Origin of the sequence: Paenibacillus allorhizosphaerae, assembly GCF_042659105.1 — a bacterium.
Taxonomy (GTDB): domain Bacteria; phylum Bacillota; class Bacilli; order Paenibacillales; family NBRC-103111; genus Paenibacillus_G; species Paenibacillus_G allorhizosphaerae.
Genome location: NZ_JBHSRV010000002.1, coordinates 44,052 through 70,834, shown reverse-complemented (window position 1 = coordinate 70,834; position 26,783 = coordinate 44,052). Strand labels below are relative to the sequence as shown.

The window sequence follows — 26,783 nt, the reverse complement described above, 5'->3', positions numbered from 1 at the left end:
TCAGCCACTCTACGAAAGCCGATGCTCTGTAATTTACTCCCCATTTACTTCCATCTTTATAAATCCAATACGAATGATCTATTTCTTATTGTAGATCCACTCAAGAAACGCTCTCTGTAATTGTTCGATCTGTTCTCCCAACTCATCTGCAATATCTATAAACTCCTGGTGCATTCCAAAGTCTATTTTTACAATCATTTTATTAGCTCCTCGTATTTTCCGACCGTGCACTATATATTCTTTACAGATTCCTTAAACGTTACTTTTTCGGATTGATCGTATATTCCGTAAATCTCAAAAGTCCCTTTTTCAAAAAATAAAGGGAATCTTCGCTTAAACCACGTTTGCATCGGATAATTCATTGCTTCCTTGATCGGTATCCATCTTAATTCGCCTTCGGGAGGATTTTGTAATAGTTCTCCTTCAACGAAGTAGCCAAATAATTAAACACCATATATCTGAAATTCTGATTTGGATCTACATATTCGTCCAGCCCTTTATAGACAAGCTCCTTTACTCTTAGTCCCGTCTCTTCCCAAACTTCGCGTATAGCCCCCTCCGTTAAGCTCTCGGGAAAATCCACTTTCCCTCCTGGGCCGATCCAACCGGGAAAACCGCGTTTAGTAGGACGGTTCACTAATAGGACTTTATCGTCGTTTTTCACTAAACACATGGTATAAAGCACAATTTGAATGTCGTTTGAACCTTTCGCAGTCATCGAAACAATGCTCCTATTCATGTTCAATTTCTTAAAATCACCATATATTACAATTCGCCAAGCGGTTAAATTAACCTGCCGTTTCCTGTAAAAGAAGGATACCACTGAAATATGACTCCGGAGGTTCTCTTAGAACCTTCCAACTCTGAATAAACACAATCGGCGGCACTCCCATTCCGTCCCCCTATTTCGCAAATATAAATGGGCAAAAAGTATCGATATTTTGATACCATTATTTCCTATTTTTGTATATGATAGAGTGGATTGTTCTGATGTACGCAAAATCCATACAAAGGGAGACCGGCCGTCAATGAATCAAATTCGCTTAGTTTCCGATTTGCAAAAATCAAAGGAATACTACAAACATGCGCTCGGCTGTAAAATTGATGGTTGGGGGCATGTGGAAAGGAATGACCCACGGCTCGGATTTATTTTGTATCAAGCGGAAAATTCCGAAGATGTGGTGCCAAACAAGAAGCCGCGACAAATTCCGTACCCGAAAAATTGGGAAGGTCCATCTACGGGCTGCGATACATATGCCTACACCGATTGGGAACGCATGGACGGATTGCTCGAGCAATTTCGGGCGGATGGAGCTATCATTCATTATGAAATGAAGCATGAGGATCAGGGCGATTTGCTTTGGAAGGAGTTTGCGGTCCGTGACCCCGACGGATACGTCATCTTGTTCGGAGCAGGCACGTCTAAGCAGCCGTTATAATGTGGATTTGCAATAGCTAACAATGCTATAGACTAGAAAAATGATCTTCCGGTTCATTCAGTGGATGCTAGCGCCCGAAGCGATGCCAGAAGACTAACGCAGAAACCTCATCTATTAAATGAACGACGGAGACCCCCATTCTTTATTGTCAAAGCGAGCATAAGAGAAGGCACCCCTCGCAAATCCGGTGCCATCGAATCAGGATTATACAACAAAACTGCTGTAATCCCGGTTTCATCGACCGGCTTTCTTTCGTTAGCAAGTTCGCCGCGAAAAGAGCCGGTCTTTTTTTATATCCAGCGGATCCTCCGACGTATTCGACCCACATGCCTATAATCAACTTCCGATCGTCTCATCGTCTTCAATAACGACAACGTGGTTTCCCACTGTCCACCTCCCGCCGAAAGATTTGACTCCAGATAAAATTCTACAAGGACCGGTGTAACTGTGCATTACGCCATACGCAAGGCAGCTTCTTCTGCTTCTTTATAAGCTTTGGCCAATATGTCCTCCTCGTTCAGCAGGGCGGTTCCCTCCGCTCTTATGATTCGGTACTCGTCAAAGCCAAGGAATTCAAACATGGATTTTAGATATTTATGGGAAAATTCTACATCGGTGTACCAATTGTTATTCGTATAGATTGAACCGCTCCCTTGTATGACAAGCACGCTGCGGCCATCGTTAAGCATACCGACGGATCCCTTCTCGGTAAACCGGTAGGTCTTGCGAGGAATGATAATGTTGTCCATATAATCTTTCAGCTTCGAAGGGATATTGAAATTGTGCAGCGGCATGACAATAACCAGCTTCTTAGCGCCTATAAACTGCTGTAAAATTTCGGACATGCGATCCATCACCCGCTGCTCTTCGCTCGTATAAGGTTCTCCCTTCGCCTGCTTCTCCCATGCTTTTAAGACAATACGGTCTACCGCCGGGATATTTTCATCATATAGGTTAAGCAGTTCAACGCTATTGTCTGAATTCAGTTCCGCATACGACTTCAAAAAACGATCAAGTACCTTCAAGCTGACGGAAGAAGTAGAGTATGAATTCGGGTGGGCATTCAAAACAAGCATTTTGCTCATCGTACAATCTCTCCATTCATTTTATAATGTCGATAATATTTATCGTCGATTATATATGTCGACATTATAAAATGAAACTTTCATTCTGTCAAACCTCCAGCAGGAAATGCTTGCATGCGCCTATTTGACACGGTTATTATTTGTTCATAAAATAAGAGTATTCATTTTTCAACCTGGAAGCAGGTGTTTATGTGCAGTATAGTATCGGGGTTGAGTATGCACTGCATTGCCTCGTTTATTTGATTGATCTTCCCGAGGGCGCTTCCATCGGAATAAAGGAACTATCGGCGTTCCAAGGCGTATCGGAAACTTATCTCTCCAAAATATTTGGCAAATTGTCCAAAGTCCGAATCGTAAGTTCCGTGCCTGGCGTCAAAGGCGGATACAGACTCGCTAAATCCCCTGATGAGATTACGTTCTGGGATGTCGTTGAAGCGGTTGAGGGGGCTAAGCCCATCTTTCAGTGCCGGAACATCATGGACAAAAGCTACCTCTATCGAGATCAAAATAGTTCCGCTTGTTCGTCATGTACGCCTTCGGCCGCTTGTTCCATTAATTTGGTTATGTTAGAGGCAGAAGAGAATATGCGCAAATTCCTGCAAAGCAAGACGCTGTCCTGGCTAAATGAGGAGTTAGACCGTGTGCTGCCTGAGCAATCCAGGGCGGACACGCGGGCATATTTCAATAAAATCGAGCAGGTCTAACTAGCCCTCGACTGCACACATCATACAAGCGGGTTCGCACTAGCGAGTCCATTAGGATTAACAAAACGTTTCAAGGAATGAAAAACAAACGAGCCCTTTCGCTTCCTGGTAGGAAGTCGGAAGGGCTTTATTTGAGCTCCAGACATTTCACACGTTCTTCGTCGGGTTTATGCAATCAAATATGATCCGACTATTTTCCACATGATGAGGAAATAATAACGTTGGCATCCGTTATTTTCTAACTTTGGAGGATAAAAAATGATCATGACGTCTGTTAATTTTGATGCGTTATCTAAAATACTACAAAACACCTTATCCATGGAAGTAAGAGTGGAAAATTCAGAAGTAGCTGACTTAATGAGAATCATGGACGAACTAGGCTTTAAATTGAAAAATTCATGGGCTTCTATGCAAATCCCCGACAATACGGTATTCGATTTTTGGAGGAAAGAACTTGTTAAATCGTAGTCATGCCGCCTCTCACCATTCCTGCTTTCCCGGCTTCGGGCAATGTTTGTCGATCATTTTCGCTCTAATTTGAACAATGCATCCGCAATATTGGCATGTCGTACCGTATTGAAGGGAAGGACATTGCATGCACCTGTTCACTCGTGCCTGATACAACTCTTGACTAACACATTGAAAGTCTTTCAAATCAAGTGAAGCCAGAATACGCTGGATTTGCTTCTCGGACACGATCACATCCGCGCTGCAGCCCTTGCATGGCGCCGCTTTATCCATAAATAGCTCGCCTATAACCACATTACGGCTCCACGGCTAAAACAACGACGGACATCGCCGGCATAGAAACGGTAAGCTTGCTGTCTTCAACCGTAAATTGCTGAAACCCCGCAGGCTTGATCCGTCCAGGCTGCTCGAACGTGTTATGTCCGTCCATCCGGTCCGAAGTCAAGATCGTGCCGCGGATCGTTCCTATAGCAGACGCCGTACCGCGAAGCTGGACCTCAACTTCAGCTTCTCCTTCATGGCTTATATTACACAGGCTGATATGAACGGTTCCTTGAGCGGATTTCGAAGCCGAAACGCTTAACTGAGGGATGGAGGCCCCATTCATCTCATACGGCTTGGAATCGGTTTGAAGCTGCAAAGCGGTGGCATTTTGGTGAACCTTGAACATCTCGAATACATGATAGGTCGGGGTCAGCAGTATTTTCTCACCTTCGGTTAAAATCATCGACTGCAGCACGTTGATCGTCTGCGCAATATTCGCCATTTGCACCCGATCGCAATGCTTGTGGAAAATATGGAACGTAAGCCCTGCAACCAGCGCATCGCGGATCGTATTTTGCTGATACAGGAATCCCGGATTCGTGCCCGGCTCCACATTGTACCAAGTGCCCCACTCGTCAACGATCAGGCCAACGCGTTTTTGCGGGTCATACTTATCCATGATGGTGGAATGCTTCGTAATCAGTTCGTCCATGAACAAAGCTTTTTTCAACGTGACGAACCATTCGGATTCAGGAAAGCCGGTAGCCGCTCCTTTATCCTGCCACGTTTTGGGAACGGTGTAGTAATGAAGGCTCAAGCCGTGCATGAATCGCGCCGCCTGCTGCATCAAAACTTCCGTCCAGTTGTAGTCCTCTGAATTTGCCCCGCATGCGATCTTAAAGATCCGGTTCTCTCCGTAATTGCGGACGTAGGTCTGGTAGCGGCGAAACAGATCGGCATAATATTCCGGACGCATATGTCCGCCGCAGCCCCAGTTCTCATTTCCGACACCGAAAAAGGCGACGTTCCACGGCTTCTCTCTGCCATTCGCTCTCCGCCAGTCGGCCATCGGGGATTCACCGTCGAATGTCATATACTCGACCCATTCCTGCATCTCCTGAACCGTGCCGCTGCCTACGTTGCCGTTGATGTAAGGATCGCAGCCCAGCATTTCGCATAGTTTGAGAAACTCATGGGTGCCAAAATGGTTATTTTCGACCACACCACCCCAATGCGTGTTGACCATACGTTTTCGCTCGGCACGGGGACCGACGCCGTCCTCCCAATGGTATTCGTCCGCAAAGCACCCTCCGGGCCAACGCAGATTGGGGATCGAGCTTCTTAAGCGCTTCCAACACATCGTTGCGTATCCCGTCCGTATTCGGTATGGTAGAATGTTCCCCTACCCAAATGCCTTCATAAATGCATCTGCCAAGATGCTCGGCAAAGTGGCCGTAAATATGCTTGTTGATCGTTCCCTGATGGATATCCGTGTTTATGATGACGTTATTTTGCATGCTGAGCGTTCCCTCCGTTCTTATAATTAATATATTTATTAACTATTATGTATTTATATTAATCATATTATCGTATCCATTATCCTCCAGTCAAGATGGCTTAATAACAATTTTTTTATTGTTTGTTTAACGGAGAATCTCGTCGTCTTATATCATGAGCGCTTGCTAAAATCTTACAAACTCATTTATATTATTTATAAAAATGTTAACGATTTGGAATGCGAGGCCCTATGAAGATCGATATCTCGGAAAACTATTTGGCCGTGTATGAAGCACTGGCGAGCAGCGTACGGATTCAAATGATCCAACTGCTCGCCGAACAACCGATGAATATTAAAGAGCTGGCCGAAGCGCTTCAACTGAGCAGCGCCATCATGACCATGCACGTGAAAAAACTGGAAAAATCGGGAATCATCCGCACGGAAATGGTCCCCGGCAAAGGGGCGGCTAAGAAAGTATGCACTCTGAACGTTACTCACATCGAAATATCGTTCCCTCCCAAAAAGACAGGCTTAACAGAGTACCATCAAACAGAGGTCTCCATCGGCCATTACACCGATTTTGACATCACCCCGACTTGCGGGATCTGCACGCGCGACAAAATTATCGGTGAATTCGACGATCCCCGTTACTTTCTTGAGCCTGACAGAGTAAACGCCAAGATCCTGTGGTTCGGCCAAGGATTCATCGAATATAAAATACCGAATTATTTGTTAAGCAGCGAACGGCCTGAAGCGCTTGAAATCTCCATGGAAATCGCTTCGGAAGCCCCTTCGACCAATAATAATTGGCCATCGGATATTACTTTTTTTCTCAACGGCGTTCGATTAGGGATGTGGACGAGTCCGGGCGATTATGGAGGGAATAAGGGGAAACTGAATCCAGATTGGTGGTCCAGCGATATTAACCAGTACGGATTGCTCAAAAAGTTGAATATTTCCAAACACGGGACCTTTATGGACGGCGTCAAGTTATCGGATGTAACTCTGGATCAAGTGGAGATCCGTCTTAAACAATGGACGTTCCGTATCGCCGTATCGGATGACGCGGAGCATATCGGAGGGCTCACCCTATTTGGCTCCGGATTCGGCAACTACGATCAGGATATTGTTTTTAAGCTGCGTTACAGCAAAGTATCCAGCCCCAATGATTAAAGAATTTCGGTTGCTCTGTGTCCAATCCTTTGACTAAAAGGAGTCCTTGAATTGGTCATTTGAGTGACAGCAGTCGGAAGCACGGTGTATCCGGCCACTCTTCTTTCACATTAAACATCATAACGACAGCATTACCGATCCGGATCTCTGCATGTCCGACCGAGCCGTCTTGGTTATATACCCGAGCGATTTCTTCCCCTTAAACGCACTTTTAATAAAATCAAGTAGTTGGGCGGAGTTTCTTGAGATCATCCATGGTGTGACCGTTGTATAACCTTCGGGAATTGGATTTAAACGATCACAGACACCATTATGTCAGTGTTAAAAGAAAAAGATAAAGGCCGCCGATCCGATGCCAACAGCAATTACGGCTATATTTTTGCAATCACAATGCGTATAATGAAGGAAGTTCGCTATCTCTAAATTTTTCCTAAACAATAGAATCATAAAAATGGAGGGACGCATGAATATTGTTGTCATTATCTGCGATCAGCTTCGTTACGATGCATTGCAATGCAACGGAAATCCTTATGTGCAAACACCTAATCTCAACCGGCTGGCCGAAAGAAGCGTTCAATTTACAAACGCTTTCACTTCTGCTCCTATCTGCTCTCCGGCCAGACATAGTTTGATATCCGGGATGTATCCATTCGCCCACGGAGTGATTGATAATGAAGTGAAGCCGGTCAAGCCTCTGGAGACGATAGCCCATAAGCTTAATGCGGTGGGCTATCGCAGCGCTCACATTACTGCGGTTCCGGAAAAAGGAAATTTCGATTATGGTTTCGAATCGGCGCGTCCCCAAAGCTTAAACGACATTCTTTCAGAGCAGGATAAGAGCATTGTCGCATGGGAGAATTCAAGACCGGTATTGCGGCTAACCGCAGGGCCAAGTACGAGAACGAAGGAACAGCATAAAGGTTTTCTGGTTGCGGAACGCGCCGTGCAGTTTATTGAGGAAGCTGCGGACAAAGGGGAGAAGTTCCATCTATGGGTTGGCTTTCCCGAGCCTCATCCGCCTTTTTATCCGCCAAAGCCGTTTTTCGAAAAATTCGATCAGTCCAAGTTCAAGCTTCCTGAAGAAATGCCGGAAACGGCTCCTGCTCCTCACCCTTTCATTACAAAAAGACAAAAAGAGTGGAGTCATCTGACAAGCGCGGAGACGCTCCAAATGTTTGCCGGTTACTATGGATTGGTAGAGATGGTGGACCAATTTGTCGGCATGGTATTAGATACGGTCGAACGGCTGAATATGGCGGACGATACATTGATCGTGTTCACATCCGATCACGGGGAGCAGCTGGGGGAACACGGTATGTATTTCAAGTTCGTCATGCGTGAGCAATCGGTTCATATCCCATTTATGATCTCACATCCCAAATTTGCGCCGGGTGTCCGTGATGAGCTTGCAGCGCATGTGGATCTGTTTCCAACCTTATGCGATATCGTCGGATTGGAAATCCCCGAATATATGCACGGTCATTCTTTAAAAGCTTTGTTGGAAAGCGAGGTTGCTCCGGACAATTGGCGCAAAGAAGTATTTGCACAAATGGAGGACCGCTTCATGATTCGTACCGAAACATGGAAGCTGAATTTGTATGATGAGAAGCCGGGAGAGCTGTACAATATTTCGGAGGACCCTAAAGAATTTAACAATCTTATCGAACATGCCGAATATACGGATGTAGTCCATCGTTTGAAGAAAGTGCTGGATGAAAAGCGGGCCACAGTGAATGAATAGAAGTAGCATCTCCGTTTACCCAAGGAAAGCAGATTCATAAGCTGAGTGTATACATCAAATCTTTGAATGAAAGTAAAGAACTGATAGCAGAGCAGGCCACCGAGTAATCACCGGCAGCCTGCTTCAATTTTTGTATTCGAACTAATGTTCTCGTCTGGTTCAGTAACAATTTATATCGTTACAAACGTCTTTGTTTCTTCAATCAGATCACTCAGCTCACTCAAAGAACTTTCCAAATGTTCCCGATCTTCTGTGACTAGACTGATAATATGATTTACTCTGTCGGAGTATTGTCTTGGAGCCATTCGAAATGAATCTGCAATGGCAACAGCCCCTTTTTCGTTCATCAAGTAGCTCTCGTTAACTGCAAACAAAACCTGATTCAAGCAAGATAACGACCGAAAACAACATCCGGCAATGTAAGCTAAATCTGTTTTATACACGCCCTTTCTCCCTGTATCAAGTGCAAAAGTTGCTTCCCAAAAAAACTTTTGAATAATTGCCTTTTTCAATTCCGCTGGATACGGGATCGTTCTTCTCTTCATTTCTCCGATAATTCCGGATGGATCCCATAACACTTTGCATAACGCGATCTCCGAGAAATATATGGAGTTGACAAATCCGTGCGGATGACCAGGCTGGTAGTCAACGGTGATTTCCCCCGAGAAACATTGCTGCATCACAGTAGATACTTTATTCAGATCGCGATATAAAAAATCAACAGGATAATGATTAACAACCAGCCAGCCGCCACCATTAATCCATGGCCCCCAACCGCCGATTTCCGTAACTAAGTTATGTCTACCAGCATCATCCATTTCGGTAGCAACCCTTTGAAGCCCCGGAATATCTAATTCATCACTGGAATCATAATATATGCCAATATCGATATCTGAATTATCGTTATGACTCCCTCTGGCTCTTGAACCACCAAGAACTATAGCTCTCACGCCGTTTATTTGCTTTAGACTGTTAACAAGCTTGGAAATCGTATTTTCTAATTCCATAAACCCTCCGCGGTCGACTAATATACTTCCCATCTTAACTGAAGCCTGTGAATTTACAAGGCGGGGACTGTTTATTCAAAACTTCGGTTCTACCTACTCCACGAGCGAAAAGCGGTACCCGAAGCCCCTTACCGTCTGCAAATAGCGCGGGTTGGCCGGGTCCTCCTCGATTTTTTTACGCAAATTGCTGACGTGGACCATCACGGTTCGTTCATCGCTGCCGCTGTCCCAGCCCCATATCCGTTCAAACAGATGATTGACACTGAACACCTGGTTCGGATGCTCAATGAAAAAATGAAGCAGCTGCCGCTCTTTGGCAAACAGCGCCACCGGCTCCCCGTCCACAAGCAGCTCCGCTCTGGCAAAATCGACCTCCAGCCGCTTGTGTCTCCAACCGACGCGCCCCTGCCGCTGACGGTTCCGGCGCAGCTGCGCGTTCACGCGGGCAACGAGGATGGCCGGGTCAAACGGCTTCGTCACATAGTCGTCGGCCCCCAGATTGAAGCCGTTCAGCACATCTTCCGAGTCTCTCTTGCACGTAACGAACAAGATGGGGAGCTCTGACATTTCCCGCATTTGCCGGCATAAATCCGTCCCCGTTCCGTCCGGCAAAATAATGTCGAGAATCGCCAAATCCGGCTGCTCCTGCCGAAAAGCTTCCATTGCCGCCCTCGTATTTCCCGCCGTCCGTATACGGAATCCTTCTTTTTCCAGATAGGCCGTAATCACTTCCCGGATGTCCGCCTCATCTTCTACTACCAGTATATTTCCGCCGTTCATACGACCGCATCGTCCTCTCTCCATCGTGTCTTGGCCACCCACTTCACCGGCAGCGTAAAATAAAATCGGCTTCCCTGCTCGTAAGCGCTGCTTACTCCGATTTCGCCATGATGGCAGGCGACAATCTCCTTGGCAATCGCCAGTCCGAGGCCAACACCATGCTCTTCCGACGCTTCCGGACGGTTTCCTTTAAAAAATCGATCGAATACGTGCGGCAAGTCCGCTTCGGCTATGCCAATTCCCGTATCCGATACGATGATCGTGACATGGCTCGGCAAGGATGCCTTGGAGCCCGTGACCCAACGCACCGTCCGCCCATCCTTCACATATACGGTTTCGATCTTGATCGTCCCGCCTTCCGGCGTAAACTTGCAGGCATTAAACAGCAGATTGGCGATGACCTGCTCGATCCGAATCGGATCGGCGTCAATGACTGCAACCCATTCGCCGTTCTGCGACTCCGGCTCGGCTCGTTCGAAGAGAAGCCCGCTTTTGACCACATCCAGCTCATACTTGTCGTACAGCAGACGAATGAACGGCAGCACTTCGATGGAGCGGAACGAGAATTTGAATTGCCTGGACTCCAGCCGCGACAAATCATGAAGATCGCCAATAATCCGGTCCAGCAGACGCGTCTTCTCGAACACCCGCTGCAAGTACGTCGCGGAGGGCGGGAATACGCCGTCCAGCATCCCTTTGACAAAGCCCTGGATCGATGTAAGCGGCGTCCCCAGCTCATGCGAAATGTGCGACAGCAGCTTGCGGCGGGACTTCTCCATTTGCACGAGCTCGTCGTTCGCTTTTTGTAGCTTGGCGGTGCGTTCGTAAATTTTTTGTTCCAAAGACTCGTTTAATGCTGCCAGCTGCTCGGAAAGCCGTTCCACCTGCGCAAACGATTGGGTAAACCGGACCGACAGCATATACGCCTGAACGAGCAGCGCGACCAGCATGCCGAACGGAAACATGTCGCCGGTCGAAATCAGATGGTTATAGTAAAGCGTGTCGTTAACCCCCGCCAGCAAGAGACACAGCAGCGCAAATCCGTTCAGCCTCGCTCCGCTCCGCTTATGACGTACCGCCAAGCAACCGGCGAATACAACGTACGAAAAGCTAATCAAAACAAAAATCTGGTAAGGCAGCATGATATACGTATAAATCCGCGCCGGCACCGCTACAACGAGCGCGCTGCAGACTGCGCCGATCCATATTGATACATTGCGGTAACCGGCCGCGAGTTCTCTAGGATACAGCGAATGGACGAAGGCAACCATCAACGGGACGCCGGTTATGAAACCGAGGTATTCCAGTTTAACCGCCGCTTCCCAAGGCATAGACGGAATAAAGCGGACCAGCAGCGTTTCCCCGACGACAAGCGTCCGCAGTCCGATCGCGATACAGATGCTTCCGAAATAAAGGGTAACTTTGTTTCGGCGAAGCAAGGTATAAAGCAGAATGTGGTAGATCCCCATCACCGACAGGCAGGAAGCGATCGACAGCTGAAGCACCATCCGATTCTCGCGCAGCGCATCGATCTGATCGTTCGTGCCAAGCGTGATATGGTCCCACAGACCGCCCTTGCGCTGCACAAAGTTCGAAACCTGAATGACGAGCTCGGTTTGCGCCGACGCCGGAACGAAATCGACGACCTTGGCATAGTTTTTGGGCACCATCGTTTCCAGGCTCGTTCCGACCAGCCCATTCTCCTCGAGCAGACGCCCGTCCACCCACAGCTTATAAGCCGTCGCCGCATTCGGAATGTACAACGACTTGATGCCGCCGAGTTCGGCAGGATGCCACTTGATCGTCAAGCGGTAGGTGGCATAACTGTGCTCCGACAGCGCCGTACCGCCCAGCGCGTAATGCCCCCATGTCGCAGGCACTCTGCCGTACAGGTCGGGAGAGGGAAAGCTCCCCTTGACCGCCGCCGCAAATTGCCCCGGTTCAAGCAGTTGCCGCCAATATACTGCCCACTCCCCGTCCAACTTCACGACCCCATCGGACGCCAGATTCCAACCGGCCAAATCGATGATTCCGTTCTCCGCAGTGGGCGGGCTGTTCGGAAGCGGTGGCTGCTGCGCAGCGGCGCGGCCGGGACCGGGTACCGCCGTGCAAAAAACGGCGAAGAAGACGATCACCATCAACAGCCGCAGCAGCAAACGGTTCCTGCACATGGAACAAAGACGGCTTGAAAGACTTCGACCGTGTCGATCGTCCGCTGAACCGGAAGCATGGCGGCGGCAATTCAGTCCTCTGAGAGCGGTAGGATCACGCCTATGGTCTTGAGCTTCCGGACGGCCTTGTCCGGCATTCCGGCCCTGTTGATTTGATTGCAGCATCCAAGCATTCACACTCTCTTCCAACGCGATCCGTTCATAATCTAAATTCACATATAAAATACAAAGAGTCCAGCACGCAAAAAAAGCTCTGGACCGGCTGTGACGGCCGCGAAATTCAAATGGCCAACTACCGATCGGCGCACATCGCGGCACTGCACGGCAAGCAGAACCCGTTACTGTTCCGAGCGCACTATGTTCTAGCTTCTACACACGGAACGATAGTCCTTCCGTTCGTACAAAAAAAGCCGCGGCTCGCGCCGCGGCTGCAGAATCTCCCACCCGCATTTAACGGATTTCCTTACCGGTTTTGTATAACAAATCAAGCGTTTTTCCGATCATCGAGGCAGCCTCTTCCCGCGTAATCGGCGCATCCGCACGGAATGTGTCGTCGGGATAACCGGCAATTATCCCGTTTGCGTACAGCGCTTCGACATGCTCTCTGGACCATGTCGGTACCGAGCCCGCATCGGCGAACGGCAGCGTTCCGCCCGGCGCCGGGCCGGTCACTCCGCTCAGCATGCGGCCGATCATCGCCGTCGCTTCGGCGCGGGTGATGGAACGCAGCGGTTCAAGGTTCAGGCCGCTTGCTCCCGTCGTCCCGCCGACCCAGCTGCGCTTGACCGCGGCTTTGACGTACGGAACCGCCCACGGCTGCACCTGCCCGGCATCGGCGAACGTCCGGCCTAGATCAGCGTCGCTTTCCGCCGGCGGCGTCTGAGTCAACCCGGCCATCAGCTTCATGAATTCCTGCCTTGTAATGTGCCGTTCCGGTTCGAATACTTCGGCACCGGCAGTGCCGCTGCCGTTCACGATTCCGATGGAAGCGAGGCGGTATACGATATCCTGCGACCATCTGCCGTCCATGTCGCCGAACCGGACGAAATCATGATTTTCCAGCAATGCGTACTTGCTGAAATGCTGGACCTGCGCCGTTACCGTGTGCTCCGCCGCATTCAGCTGTCCGCCGACATATTCCCATCGGCCTTTGCGCTCGTTCCGCCAATACACCGCGAGCTTGCCCGCATCGCTGACCAGCTGCGGATTGAACCTGAACCGCAGCAGCGCAGGGCGGTTCAGCTCCATTGGCGTATTGAATTTGAACTCATAGATACGGCCTGCGACTTTCTTTCCGCCGTCTTCATATGCTTTCGAGTCGCGCACTCTTCCGATGCCGAGACCGACCGCTTTTCCAAGCGTTTGCCGCGGAACGGTAAGCTCGGCGTCTTCGCCGATCGAAATGAAGGTGTCCCCGTCCGGCGATAATGTGACGGATTTTAAAAACTCGACATTTTTCTCGTTTTCGATAATGTTTCGAATCACACGCTCGAATTCCGATTGAGCCGGCGTCCCCGGGGCGGCTGTCCCCGGCGCGGCCGGCGCATTTCCGGTACCACCGACGCCATTACTTGCCGTACCGTCTCCATTCCCCGGTTCGTTCCCGCCGGAACTGCCTGTGCCTTGGTCCGGATCCGGATTCTCGGGAGGCAGACGGTACATGTCGTCATTCTCGTTTTCCGGCTTCGTTCCCGGCCCGGGATCCGACCCGCCGTTTGCCCGAATCTTGACGGTAACCGCGTCCTCAAGCGCATACTTCTCGGACAATCGGTAGGAAGCCTTGACGACCATATTACCCTCATGCTCGCCGGCTTCCACTAGTCCGGTTTCGCTCACCATTCCGAGTTTGTCTCCGTCAAGGATGTCCCAACTCACATTGCCGCCATCGATTACGTACTCTTTGCCGCCCGCATCCGTCCCGACAAGCTGAAGCTGCCGCTTACCACGAAGTCCGACCGTATCATCGCCGGCAGCAGCATGGTGGATATGCACACTCTCTATCGCGTCGATCGACGGATTGGCGACGTTCGTTTCATACGCGGTGACGTTCCCCGCCGCATCTTCCGCCGTAACGACCAGCTTCTTGCTCATCGTCCCGGCCATCGACAGCGACGTTTCGAACATCCCCGGGCCTGTCACCGCTACAGGAGTTCCATTAACCGCAATCATGCTACCGGCTTCCGTTACGCCTTTGACGATGACGCTCTCTCCATTGCCGACCGCTTGCCCGGCGGACGGGCTTTCCAGCTTAAGCTCGGGCGCCGCCGTATCGGCGACGATTTTAATCCCGGCTACGGACGTATCGCCCTTTTCATTAACGGCAAGCACATTCACGAGGTTCGAGCCTTCTTTTAACATGACCGGCTGCTGCCAGACTGTCTTCCGCTGGTTGTCCTCCAGGACGGAAGCGCCGTTCATCTTCATGCTTGCCGTTACGTTTTGATCCGAGCTCATGCGAAGAACCGCCTGCGACCGATTGACCGAATAATACAATTGCCCCGTTTCGTCGTATGCCTCCCGAACAATTCCGCCGTCAACCGCATCGATGTGCAGCTGCAGCTTCGCCGGAGCCGGTACCGGCACATACACGTTTCCGGAATACGAAGGAGAGCCGAAGTTTTGCACTTCCTCCGCGTTCTTGTACGCAGTGACCGATACTTTGTACGTTTGCCCGGGCTTGATGCCGATCGGGCTCCCGTTCTCCCCCTGCAGCGACCCGCCGATGACCGCTTGGCGCCGGTCCCCCTTTACCTCGATGACGCCGGCTTCCTTGATCGGCTGATTCGCCTCATCCAGCACCTGAAGGTAATAGCCGTCGGCCGTTTCCTTCATGCTCCAGTCCACCTGCAGCAGGCCGTTGCCCGCAGGCCCCACCCGGATATCGGACGGCGCCGAAGGCTGGTACGGATTCACGACAGTGACCGGCTCTTCGGCGGTTTTGCTGCTGTAACTTGTTCCGTCCTTATACAAGACGGCCTTCACGTAATACGTTCCGGAAGCCATCGAAGCCGGCAGTGTATATTCGGCCATGCCGTTGCCTGCGGCAATGTCGTCCTTGAGCAGACGTCCTGCATCATTGCCCGCATTTTCCGTTATATAGAGCGCTACCTTTTCATCGGTAACATGCTCGCCTTGCCAATTCACCTGAATGCTGTGACTGCCGGTTTGCTTCACCTGCACACCCGTCAGCACCGGCGGTGCCGTGACCTCGTACAGCGCCGATTGCACCGGCTTATCGGAAGCCACTTTCCATTCGCCGCTCTGAGGCTTCACGAGTGATACATACATGCGCTGCTCCAGCTTGCCGGACTCGCTTTCCTCAGCCGGAATTTCCTGAATACGGTAGTTTACATTTTCCTTGAGCGTATACAGGCTTCCGTCCGGTCGGTACACCTGCAGCTTAGGAACGGCTCCGCTGAAGGCAAACTCCAGGAAGGCGTATTCCTGATTCGCAATCCGGATCCGGTGCTCCAGTCCGTCGGCGGTCGCGGTAACCGTCGGGCTCATCGGCTGCAGCGCCGCGAGCTTGTCATCCGAACGGCCTGCCTTGCGAATATTCGTACCGAACTGCATCGTTCCTTCCACCGCGCCGGTTTCCTCGTTATAGAACGTTTTGCTGGCCACACCTTGCTCGAGCCTCCCGATCGTCCGGGGGTCCATCCCCAGGGATGCCAGCTTCGGTGCCGAATCACCCCACCGGTAAGTAAGCGAAACGGGGATGTCGAGCAGCTTTGCCGAGAAATAGGCCTGCTCGGTGCTCAGCTCCGCTTCCGCGCTGCCGAGCTCGGCTCCCCCGATAATCGGGATCGCCTTCGGTACGTGAACCGACACCTTGCCGCCGCCGGCCAGCGTAATCGGACCGAAAAATCCTTGCTTGGACGAATCGTAACCAAAGCTCGCGTATACTTCCCCGGTAACAATGTCGAAAATTTCCAGCTTCGCTCCGATTTTGACCGATAACCCCAGCTTCCGTAAAGAGTCCATCAGCAGCATATGGCCATATACTTCTTTAAGAATTTTCAAACGGGCGATTTCCAGCTCCGTCGAAAATTCAACACCCCGCATCGACAGTTCGAGCGTCGCATTATCCGCTTTGACGACCTTCGCAATATCAATGCCGCCGATCATGACCAGCTTTAAAGGAGGCAGCACCTCGAAATTGCCGAGCAGCGTATCGTACAAGTTTTTAAACCCTCCGCCGCCCTTTGTAATATACGCAACCGGTGTCGTCGGAATAATCGGAATGCCCGGGTCCCCGCCGATGACAAACAGGAAGTTGTCGGGGATCGGAATATGTCCTTCCGTGAACCGCAGGGTGAACAAGCCGCCCAATTCGAGCACCTGAAACTTGACATTCGCTTCCACCTCGTATTTCCGGTCGATCGTATCGATCGCAACCCGCCCTGATGCGCCAAGATCGATCCCCGGGATCAGGTCTTCCGGGAAGCCCGCTTCGCCTTCCGCACGGAGTCCCAGCAGCCCGAAAGTGCCCTTCGCTCCCGTCCGATCGTTTGCCTGGCGGATGCCGTAACGAGCCTCGTCGACGTCAATCCGTACCGATACGCCGTCTCCGTCAAATCCCATTTCCTCTTCTTCTCCGATTCCTGGGCCGATCCGGCCGACTTTATGCAGTGCCCCGAAGTTCAGCGCCAGCGAGCCGCCGAAGGTAACTGACTGCTCGCCGACCACGGCGTTTTTGATTTTCACCGGGAAGAAATCCATTTGCTGGACCGCATATTTGCCGGATTGGACGGCCCACCCGATTTCGATCGGCTCTTCTCCGGCCTGCGGATCTGCGCTCAGCGAGTACGCCTTGCCGTCCTCCAGCTCGATCCGGAACTCGCCGGACATAAACGGAAAGTTCGGAATGGACAAAATGCCGATTCCCGCCATTTCAATGTAGTCGCCGCCATGCTGCGCATCCTGCTTCTGCTTCTGAATCCGCATCGTCGTGGACTGCGTCCGGTACGCTTCCCAAACGTCCCTGTTCGTATCGAAGCGAATTACGGAATTGATCGTCCCGCCGCTTTCCAGCTCATAGAAGCTGCCTGCGGCGTCGGGCACTTCCTTCACATTCCCCCGCAGCTCAAGCAGTATCCGTTTGCCCGCCGCGGCGTATTGGCCTTTGAGCTCCGTCAGCTTCGCCTCGCTGTCCACCGGCACGATATCGTAGCTGTTCTTCGTGCCGACAACAAGCAGTATGCCGTAGCTGCGGGACTTGTACTGCACCTCGGGCGTTAGCTCGATACGCTGCTCATACGCCCCGTAAGCCGTGTTGATACGAAGCTTATACATCCCGTTGCGCGCATCTTTGCCGGTGAATAGGGCATCGTCCAGACGAATGGTCATGATGCCGTCATAAAGGACCGTCACGTCGGAGAGCGAGATCGAGAACGACTGTCCGTCGCCCTCGCGGATGAGCTGCGCGCCCCAGGACGTCGAGCCCTTCAGCACGTCAAAGCCTTTGCCCTTCAGGGCGATGGACTTCTCCATATCGGCAGAGAACAGCTTCCGCGGGAATACGTCGTACACTTGAATATCCGGCGGCCGACCGGTCAATGCAGGGAGTATGATGTAATTCGTCCGTACGATCTCGTCCTGCCCTTCAGCCTGAACGGCCACTTGATAGCGCACCGCCCTATAGTTCGCCTGCGGTTTGGCCTTCACCATCCACTTCAGCGACTTCGCCTCGTTCACGGCGACGCCGGCCAGCGATTTGACCGCTTTGTCCCCGGGCACCAGCTCCAGCTCCTCCGGCAAATTCAGCGAAGCCGTTACGTTCGCAAGCGGCGAAGCTTTATCGACGGTATTGTCCAGCTCGACTTCAATGGCGAACTGCTGCTCGTTATAGCCGTCCTTGCCGCTATTCAGCGTCAGCTTTTCCGGCGAGAACAGCTGCAGGTTATAATTCGCCTTGGACAACGTCGTGTAAAAGCTGCCCAGGCCGTAATACGTTTCGTACACCTGCTCTTCCCCTGCGCGCAGCGTCGCCGGATCCCAGTACAGCGCTACGGCGCTGTCCGCCGCCCCATACGGGTTTTGCTTGCTTGTGAAATCCAGCTCCGGATGGACGGCGTAATCCCACTTCGTCTCGGAAATGCCGTTCCAGTGGGCGAAAATCATCCGGTCCGGGCTCGTATTGCCCCAGCCGTTCAAGAGACCGTAGGAGGTCACCCTCGGGGCTAGCGGATCATCGACGGCCTTCCAGTAAACAGGAGCCTGTTTCAGCTCGGTTTCCTTGCGGATGAACGTGCTGCTGCCGGAAACCGAAACCGGGGAGGCATCTTCCGCCCCCAGCATCGTATCGAGCAAAATCCGCGAGCCGACCTGCTTGTCTTCCGTTGTGCCGTTGCGGACGGTGTATGTAACTTTCACGTTGCCGACGTTCGGATTGGCCTTGTCCTCGAGCAGCACCAGCGTCTGTTTGATCTTCAGCCCTTCGATGCTCCACTCCGACTCGCTGGTCAGCCCTTGCACGGCCGGGTTATAAGTAAACTTGCCGTCGGATTGCAGAATTCCGTAATGATTGCCGTAAATATAATCTTTGCCGTTAATCCGAAAGGTCGTAAAGGACGTTTCCGGCACGCGATGCACAAACAATAATGCCTTGTCGTTATCGCCTTCCTTTAGCGGTGACCCGCCCACCGTGCGGACGCTGAAACGTCCGGTGTTCTTGTGCACGGAAACGGAAACGAAGTCGTTCTTCATGTCCAGCTTCGCCGCATTGTCCTCCACCGCCATCGTAACTGTAGCGGTCGCAGGCAGCGCCGTCATGACAAGCGCCAGCAGGCTGCTTAGCAATTTTTTACCGAATCGCATGGCAACGTTTCTCCTATCTTAAATTAAGGATGGTACACATAGACGTGCACCAGCCTGATTTGCCGTTCTTGATCCTGTACCAAAAGGGTATAGTAGCCGCTCTTCGCAACCGTCAGCCGCCCGCCTTCTACAAGCGTATCGATCGTCTTGAAGGCGCCTTTGTTCAGCTTGCCGGTCGCCCACTTGGCTTCGACCTCCCCTTGCATGCCAAACAGCTCCAGCGAAATCGTATCGCCGACGACAATGACCTCATCCGGATTCGGACCGGCGCTGTTCACATAAAGCATCAGACGGCTCGCCTCGACCACTTTAGCCTTGCGCTCCACCGTCGCCGTGTTGCCGGCGGCATCCGTAACGGAATAAGTAACCGTGTAATCGCCCGCCACGTCCCGGTTGATGTTATGCTGAACGGCCAGCTGCGCACTCACATTTCCTTCGACGGCATCAACCGCTTCCACATCGGCGAGCGGCTCGATTTGGCCGCCTAGCGGCACGAGCAGCAGGTCACCGCGCAGGAAACGAATGTCCGGCTTGTCTCGGTCGATATTCGTAACTTCCGTTTTAATCGTCAGTTCATTGCCGAGCGCATCCTTCGCTTCGATCCACTGAATGCCGTTTTGCCGGAACACGACCTTGTCGCTGCCGCCGTTGTTCAATATCGTCAGCGGTTTGTCCGATTGAATCGTCACCGTCACGTCGCTGGAGGTCATTTTCGATTCGCTGTACTCAAGCGTAACGTTCGGCTTCGACTTGTCGATATTGCTGACGGCCGCTTCGATCTCCGCGGTATTGCCGGCAAGGTCTTGAACGACGAACGTAAACCGGCCGTTGGTTTCGAAGACGTACTGCTTGTTACGTGCGTTATTCAGCACCACAAATGGTTCATCCGCGTTCACGGTAACTACGACGCGATCCTTGGTCGGCTCAAGCGTGCTGTAAGTCAGGCTTGGAATCGGCGGTTTCCGGTCGATGTTGCCGACAGACGCCGTTACGGAAGCAACATTGCCCGCACGGTCCCGCAGTTGGAAGGTAAACTCCCCGTTCTGGTCAAAGTCATACACGGTCTCGCCGTTGTTATTGAGCACCGTAACGGATTCGTTCGCGAGCAGCGTAGCCCGCACCCGACCGCTTGTCGGCTGCGTCGTCGAATAGGCGATATTCGCCGTTGGCGGCTGCTTGTCGATCCGGTTCACGACCGCCGTCATTTCGCCGCGGTTGCCGGCAGCGTCCTGGAACTGGAACGTAAACTGGCCGTTCTCCGTGAATGTGTACCGGCTGCTGCCGCCGTTGTTGATCACTTGCACCGGGGCGCCGGACGGGTCCTCCGTGCTCAGCTCGACGGTTACATCCTGATTCGTCCAACCGGTGCTGCTGTAGGTCAGCTTGCCGGTTGGCGCATCGCGGTCGATCGTATCCACGCGCACCGTCGCTTGCCCCGTATTGCCGGCCGCATCGCGGAACGTAAATGTAAATTCTCCGTTTTGGCTGAACGTATACCGGTTACTGCCGTTGTTGTTCGTTAGCGTCACCGTTCCCGGTTCGTTATCGAAGGCCACCGAAGCGACCACGTCACGGGCGGTCCAGCCGTTCTCGCTGTAAGTCACGACCGGATGCGGCGGTGTTTTATCGATGAAATCGACGGTGGCCGTAAGCTCGCCTTCGTTGCCTGCCGCATCGCGCAGCTTGAAGGTAAACGAGCCGTTGTCCGTAAACGTATAGGTCCGGCTGCCGTTGTTATTCGTCACGCTCGGCGGCGATTGTCCGTCTTCCGAATCGAACATGACCGTCACAAGCACATCTTCGTTCGTCCAGCCGCTCTTGCTGTACACCAGCTTGCCGGTCGGCGGTTTGGTATCGATCTGATGGATGAGCGCGTTCGCCTGATATTCCAGACCCGTTTCCATATCCCGCACCGTATAAGCAAGCTCCCCGTTCGTCGCAAAGCGGAACACGGCTTTTGTTACCGTCGTGCTGTAAACGGAACCGGTAACCGTACTGCCGCCATAGACGGAGCCTGTGACGGAAGAACCGTAAACCGAACCCGTGACCGTGCCTCCCGCGATGGAACCGCAATAGACGGCGGAAGTCACCGTACCGCGCTCCAGCGTATCGCAGCTGACCAGCTTCGCTTCCCCGGTAATGACGAAGTTCGCCAACTGGCGCGGAGGCGCGCCCGGAACTTCGACGGTGACCGTCATCGGCTGGTTCGTCCAGAAGGGCGGATCCATCGCCACCACAGCGGAAGGAACGCTTTTGTCGATATTGCTTACCGTCGCCACCGCTGTGCCTTTGTTGCCCGCTTCATCTTCGAATTGAAACGTAAAGCTGCCGTTATCGGTGAACGTATACTGCTTGCTGCCGTCCTGCGGGTTCGTCACGGTCGTTCCGCTGGCGTCCTGAATGCTCAAGGTCGCGGTCACCGGCCCCGCCGTCCGCAGCGTCGTGCTGTATACGATCGTCCCCACCGGGGGCGTATTGTCAAGCAGGAAGGTGCTGCTTGTTTTCACTGCCTCGTTGCCGGCCGCATCAACTGCTTTTACCCATAAATACCGATTCCCGTCGCCTTCATGGGTTTCGACCGTCCCGTCGGCACTCACCGGCATCCAATCGGCCGGCGCATGAACAGCGTCTGTCATCCACTTGGCGAACAGCCGAATATCCTGCGGCGGCGTATTGTCGTCCGTCACCGTCACGCGGCTCATGGCCGACCGGCCCGGCTTCGGATTGCCGCTTGCGGACAGCACAATTAGCGGAGCCTGCCTATCGATGTTGCCGGTCTGTGCCGCAACGCTGGCGGTATTCCCGGCCAAGTCCCGGAACGTGAATACGTATTCGCCGTTATTCTGGAACACGTAGCTCATCCCGGCGGCGCCTGCGCTGGTCACTTCGATTTGCCCTGCCGGCGTATAGTTGTCAGCCGGAACGATCGTCGCCGTTACCAGCTGATTCGTCCAAGCCGTCGTGCTGTACGATACGGTAGCCGTCGGCGGCGTGACGTCGTACATCACCGTATCGGAGTACTCCGCGCTTTCGTTCCCGAGGGCGTCGGCAAACTTCACGGCAACCGTATGATTGCCTTCCGTTGGCTGCGTTAGAGACACGTTGTAGCTGCGCTCGTAAGGCACCCAGCCGCTCCAGCTTCCGCCGTCAATCCGGAAAGCCATGCTTTCGGGCTCGCTGTCGACGCGATCGACGGCATCGAGAACAACATCAATACGCAATTGATTCGTATATGTTCTCGCTGCCGCAGCGCTGCCTCTCGGTCCTGCGTTATCGAGCAGGAACGCTCCGCTCGAAATCAGCACGCTGTTGCCGGCGGCATCGTACAGCTTTGCGTGGATGTAATAGGTGCCCGTCAGGCTGCTCAGCGTGATCTTGTCCTGCCTCGTCGCCTGCGTCCAGTCCGCATCGTTTCCGTCCGTCGTCGGGCTCGTCGTCACAGCATATTTGATCGCCGTCACATCGGCTGAAGCGTTAAAGCCAGCCTCCACCGATTTGACGTAATTCGCTCCGGTACCAGCGATCGTAAACGAGCCTGATGGCGGTGTATTATCCAGCAAAAATCCGTCGGTATCGACGATGTAGCCCATATTCCGCTCCTCGCTCGGAGCGCCCGGATTATCCGAAACCTTGAGCCACAAATACCATGTATCGTTCGCATTCGGCGGCGTGCCGATCGTGCCGGAAGTGAACGTTGTCAGCGGTGCGCCTAGCCCATCGTAAAATTGCGTCCAGCCGCTGCCGTCCGCAGGCTGCACATCGACGCGGTCCGACCAGGCGTAGGAAGCCGGTCCGAGAATCCCTTTTGCATCCGTCAAGGTGACCGTCACTTGATGCGCCTTCGCCGCGGTTTGATTGCCGGCAGAATGAAACTCGGCCGTAGGCGGCGTTTTATCGGCAATGTATCGCCCGGCGCTCTTCTTCGTCAGCCATTGGCCGGCGGTGTCCCCAGCCGTAACCTCCAGCTCATAGGTCCCTTCCTCATCCGGCGCGGTGACAATAGCGTTGCCGGTATAGCTGCTTCCCGCCGTCTCCCGTCCGTTGTCCGTATTGATCCATCTGTACGTGAACGGGAACGCGACCGCGGACAACGAATCCGTGACCTGCACCGTCACGTCATGCTTGCGCCGGGCCGCACCGCTTTCGGCGGACAGCGTAACCGACGGCGGCGTATTGTCGACCGTCAGCGGACCGGTATGGCTGGTCGCCTCATTCCCAAGCTGGTCAACAGCCTTGGCGTGAAAATAATAGCTGCCGTTCATCGCCGCATCGGTCGGCACGCAGTTATAGCCGCCGGCTGGCAGCGTCGGTTCGCTGCCGATCCAGATGACACCAGTCTGCGCCGTGCTCCACTGGTAAAAAATTTGGCTCACGCCCACTCCGGTACCGTCCGAAGCATCGATTTTCACATGCCCCCGGCTTGTCCCGGGGAAGAGCGGATTCGGATCTGGCGGCGGACAGCTTTGGCCCGCATTCGTGCCGAACGTGATCGCAGGCGCCGCCGTATCGATTCGAATATTTCTCGCAGCGGACAATGCGTTCGCTTTCACGAGCAAATTCGTCGGCGCGCTGTTGCCTACCGCGTCCATCATCCAGCCGCCGGTGTCGGTTAGCTGCAGGACATCCAGTTTGACCGCATTTTCCCCGGCATTCACGCTGTACCTGTATTTCAGCTTCGTTTGGGCGCCGACCTGCTCCGAGCCGACATAATCGATCCCGCTGCGCCCCGAATTGAGCGTGACGGCCGGAGGATGCACCGCCCCGTCCCGCCATACGATCGTTTCGTTAAACAGAAACGCCAGATCAATGAGATCTCCGGCCTTATAAGCGCCGTCGCCGCTTACGCTCGTGATTTGTGTGACGTATGGGCCGCTGCCGTCCACGACGACGTTCGACTGATACGTAACGAGTGTGCCGAGCCAGCCGTCAATCGCATAGGCCTGCAGATCCCCCGGACCGCCGTTTATGTAGTTGCGGATATCGGTCTCTGGATCCCAGACAACCCCCTCCAGGTTTCCTCCGAGCAGCTTGCCGCTAGGCGTATTCTCATCTACAGTCAGCTTGCAGGTCATCGTTTGGTTATGGTTGGGAGAATCGCACGGAACCGATATATACGGGTTGTTGTTGTTATCCGTATCCCCGTCCTGCAATTTAAAACGAATGGCCGCCTTCATGACGTACACGCTCTGATCGAAAAAGATGTTGACTTGCATTACATCGCCTTTTTTAAACGTAGCGCTGCTCAAGGTAGCGACATTATTGCCGGAGCCCAAAGCCCACATCACATCGTCTTTCGTGCCGCCGAGCTGCGGCGCGCCGTTCGCGGCTTGCACAGCCTGGCTTTTTGCCAGCATAAGCACCACGAGAAGCAAGATCGCAAACGCTGCACTGCATTTCCTCAACTATCCCACCCTCTTATCCTATTTAATGAAACTATTTTCGCTTTCATAGCATAAAGGTCAAAGTTTAAAACCCGTTAAAAACCGACCGACAAATTGAAGTGAGGGTTCGACAACCGCAAAGAGCCAGGCGACGGATTCGCCGCTGAAGCCGGATGCACCGGACAGCAGCCCTTTTAGAAAAACAACAAAAAGACGCGCCGCAACATACGACGGCACGCCCAATGCATGAAACCTATTTTATTTTTCGCGAGGTTCCTTACATCGTCCCTCCACCCTGCCGGATTTCCGGCGGTATGACTTCAGGTCCCCGGTTGATGAACTTATAGATGAATGTGCCGACTTTTGCCTCGTCGTATGCCGGCAGCTCCATCGTTTTGGTCCATGCCGTGGCTACAATTTTATCGTTAGCGGGCACATCTCCGTTCGGAACGGCCAGTATTCCCGAGCCTGCTTTTCTATAATGCGCAAGAACATTGAGTTTTTCCAACGTTTCCGCGTCCGTATTCGGAGGATAGTAGATGACGATATCGCCATGCTCCAGATTATGGACCAGCTTCTCATAAGGCGGTTTCTCATTATAAAAACCGTATTTCAAGTCGTGGGGGCTATGAACGCCGGATGTCGGTATTTTCATTTCATATGGAACCGGGGCCTCCGAGTGTCCTCCTCCGTAATCTTTATCGTTCGTCACCTGAATCTCCGCATTGTAATTCAGCTTCTCAATATCGTACTTGCCGGCGGTATACTGAATCAGATTGATTGCAATAAGCAGCAAAGCAGCGCCGAGTAACGTATGAGAGGCGATAAGAACGTATTTGCTTTTCTTTTTCAAAACGGCTTTCTGCGCTTTTTTCAAGCCGCTGTTGTTTTTATTTCTTAAATTCCATGAATACACATATCCGGCAACGGAAGCAATGACTATTATCGCGCCTATATACAAAAGCTAAAAATGTCATGTCCGTCCCTTGATGCATGCCTGCGTGCGATTCCATGACCAATCCTCCGTTTGACTTGTTTCTATTTTTGATCCAGATCGAAAATTACCTTCAAGCAACACTACACTATGTAGTGTTTAAACTATAACATGAACTTACAACCCGATCAATCTGAAATGTGTATGCGATCCGAAACGGCCATCCATGCATGGAGCTCGGGGTGATTCACCCCTGATCATGGAAGAAGAGCGGGTGCTCACGGCAGTCCGCTCTTCAGTCTATGGATGTTATCGGGAGCCGGTGGTTACAAGTGGCGGTTCCGTTTTACTTCGGCCGCTCCCCCGGGTCTGCAATGTCCCGATTACGATTCCCAGCGTCGTTAGGGCAAAGGCCAGCACATGGATCCAATGGATCCGCTCGTGCAGGAAAATGACGGCTCCGACAATGCTGGCAAACGGCATCCCGTTAATGAACATGGCCGTTTTGTTCGCTCCCAGAAGCTTGATGCCGTAATTCCAGCCCAACGTGCCGAGAGAAGAGGCGACCCAGGCGGAGAGCAGCATGACGACCCAGCCGACTCCGCTGAAATGAACTTGACCGTAGGCGGAAGCCCCGTATTTCATGAACGCACCGACATTGAGCATCAATCCGCCGATCAGGGTGGAGTAGGCCGTAATGACGAGAGTCGGAATGTTCGTTGCCGACACTGTCTTGATCAGCAACCCACCGACAACATAGCCCAGCATGGAAATGAACATGATCAGGTCGCCCCAACCTGATAAACCGACCGGAGTTTCCCCTCCACCGGACAAGACCACGATCACGACGCCAGCGAAGCCTGCGGCAATGCCCAAGGACAAGCGGAGCGTCATTTTTTCGCTGACGAACAGCGAGGCAAGCAGCGCCGTTGTTAGCGGATTGAGACCAAGGATGAGCGAAGCGTTTGTAGCAGTGGTCATCTCTACGCCGGAGGCGAGGAACAGCTGGTGGATAAAGATGGACGTTATCCCTACGAGCGTCAACAGGATCCACTGCTTTAGATTCGGCTTATACCAGCCGTATTTGCGGACCGCAAACGGAAGAAGAGCCAGCCCCGCAAGCGGCATGCGTACCGCTGCCACCAGGAAGGGAGGCGTCGATAGCGTCAAAAATTTGACCATCACGATATTCAGTCCCCAAGATACGACAACGAAGGCTAATACCACATAAATCCATTTCTTTGCACTTTCCACTGCGGCCGCTCCCATCTTAGCTGTGTGTCGATTTTTTCATGAGAACAGGCCCCGGGTTTCGCCGA

General features: G+C 52.6%; 13 protein-coding genes and 2 pseudogenes. 5 read left to right on the top strand and 10 right to left on the bottom strand.

Features of this window, described 5'->3' with window-relative positions; genetic code table 11:
• Nucleotides 1-230 precede the first annotated feature (230 nt).
• Nucleotides 231-718 (bottom strand): annotated as a pseudogene (locus ACFQI7_RS09030) (NUDIX domain-containing protein).
• 310 nt (nucleotides 719-1,028) lie between these two features.
• Here ACFQI7_RS09030 and ACFQI7_RS09025 point away from each other — a divergent pair.
• The gene (locus ACFQI7_RS09025) at nucleotides 1,029-1,439 is read left to right on the top strand and encodes a VOC family protein (protein WP_218099441.1); all 411 of its coding nucleotides are present in this window, start codon (nucleotides 1,029-1,031) and stop codon (nucleotides 1,437-1,439) included.
• A 452-nt stretch (nucleotides 1,440-1,891) separates the two neighbouring features.
• On the opposite strand, the gene ACFQI7_RS09020 is transcribed toward ACFQI7_RS09025, so the two are convergent.
• A complete protein-coding gene (locus tag ACFQI7_RS09020) occupies nucleotides 1,892-2,524 on the bottom strand; it encodes an FMN-dependent NADH-azoreductase (RefSeq protein ID WP_218099440.1) in 633 nt (210 codons plus the stop codon).
• A gap of 191 nt (nucleotides 2,525-2,715) precedes the next feature.
• On the opposite strand from ACFQI7_RS09020, the gene ACFQI7_RS09015 reads away from it, so the two are divergent.
• Entirely contained in the window at nucleotides 2,716-3,228 is a 513-nt protein-coding gene (locus tag ACFQI7_RS09015; RefSeq protein WP_218099439.1) for an RrF2 family transcriptional regulator, read from the top strand.
• 258 nt (nucleotides 3,229-3,486) lie between these two features.
• Nucleotides 3,487-3,696: a hypothetical protein gene (locus ACFQI7_RS09010; protein WP_218099438.1), complete on the top strand. Its 210-nt coding sequence runs from the start codon at nucleotides 3,487-3,489 to the stop codon at nucleotides 3,694-3,696.
• Between the two features lie 295 nt (nucleotides 3,697-3,991).
• Here the strand turns inward: ACFQI7_RS09010 and ACFQI7_RS09005 are convergent.
• Nucleotides 3,992-5,477, bottom strand: a pseudogene (locus ACFQI7_RS09005) (alpha-N-arabinofuranosidase).
• A 230-nt stretch (nucleotides 5,478-5,707) separates the two neighbouring features.
• Between ACFQI7_RS09005 and ACFQI7_RS09000 the strand changes: the two are divergent.
• Together ACFQI7_RS09000 and ACFQI7_RS08995 are read left to right on the top strand one after the other, a co-directional pair.
• Entirely contained in the window at nucleotides 5,708-6,631 is a 924-nt protein-coding gene (locus tag ACFQI7_RS09000) for an ArsR/SmtB family transcription factor (RefSeq protein ID WP_218099437.1), read from the top strand.
• Nucleotides 6,632-7,094: 463 nt separating this feature from the next.
• Nucleotides 7,095-8,372 carry a sulfatase family protein gene (locus ACFQI7_RS08995; protein ID WP_218099436.1) on the top strand — a complete coding sequence of 426 codons (1,278 nt, stop codon included), beginning with the start codon at nucleotides 7,095-7,097 and terminating at the stop codon, nucleotides 8,370-8,372.
• A 170-nt stretch (nucleotides 8,373-8,542) separates the two neighbouring features.
• Here ACFQI7_RS08995 and ACFQI7_RS08990 read toward each other — a convergent pair whose 3' ends face one another.
• From ACFQI7_RS08990 to ACFQI7_RS08960, 7 genes are all read right to left on the bottom strand, one after another.
• A complete protein-coding gene (locus tag ACFQI7_RS08990) occupies nucleotides 8,543-9,379 on the bottom strand; it encodes a nucleotidyltransferase domain-containing protein (RefSeq protein WP_218099435.1) in 837 nt (278 codons plus the stop codon).
• A 93-nt stretch (nucleotides 9,380-9,472) separates the two neighbouring features.
• The gene (locus tag ACFQI7_RS08985) at nucleotides 9,473-10,183 is read right to left on the bottom strand and encodes a response regulator transcription factor (protein WP_230415007.1); all 711 of its coding nucleotides are present in this window, start codon (nucleotides 10,181-10,183) and stop codon (nucleotides 9,473-9,475) included.
• Nucleotides 10,156-12,330, bottom strand: a complete 2,175-nt coding sequence (locus tag ACFQI7_RS08980) for a sensor histidine kinase (RefSeq protein WP_218099434.1) — start codon at nucleotides 12,328-12,330, stop codon at nucleotides 10,156-10,158. Before ACFQI7_RS08980 ends, ACFQI7_RS08985 begins: the two co-directional genes overlap by 28 nt.
• Before the next feature lie 450 nt (nucleotides 12,331-12,780).
• A complete protein-coding gene (locus tag ACFQI7_RS08975; RefSeq protein ID WP_218099433.1) occupies nucleotides 12,781-19,149 on the bottom strand; it encodes an S-layer homology domain-containing protein in 6,369 nt (2,122 codons plus the stop codon).
• Between the two features lie 23 nt (nucleotides 19,150-19,172).
• Nucleotides 19,173-24,551: an Ig-like domain repeat protein gene (locus ACFQI7_RS08970; protein WP_218099432.1), complete on the bottom strand. Its 5,379-nt coding sequence runs from the start codon at nucleotides 24,549-24,551 to the stop codon at nucleotides 19,173-19,175.
• A 256-nt stretch (nucleotides 24,552-24,807) separates the two neighbouring features.
• Entirely contained in the window at nucleotides 24,808-25,383 is a 576-nt protein-coding gene (locus tag ACFQI7_RS08965; RefSeq protein ID WP_218099431.1) for a DUF3105 domain-containing protein, read from the bottom strand.
• Between the two features lie 390 nt (nucleotides 25,384-25,773).
• Nucleotides 25,774-26,718, bottom strand: coding sequence for a DMT family transporter (locus ACFQI7_RS08960; RefSeq protein ID WP_218099430.1), 945 nt, complete (start codon nucleotides 26,716-26,718; stop codon nucleotides 25,774-25,776).
• Nucleotides 26,719-26,783 lie beyond the last annotated feature (65 nt).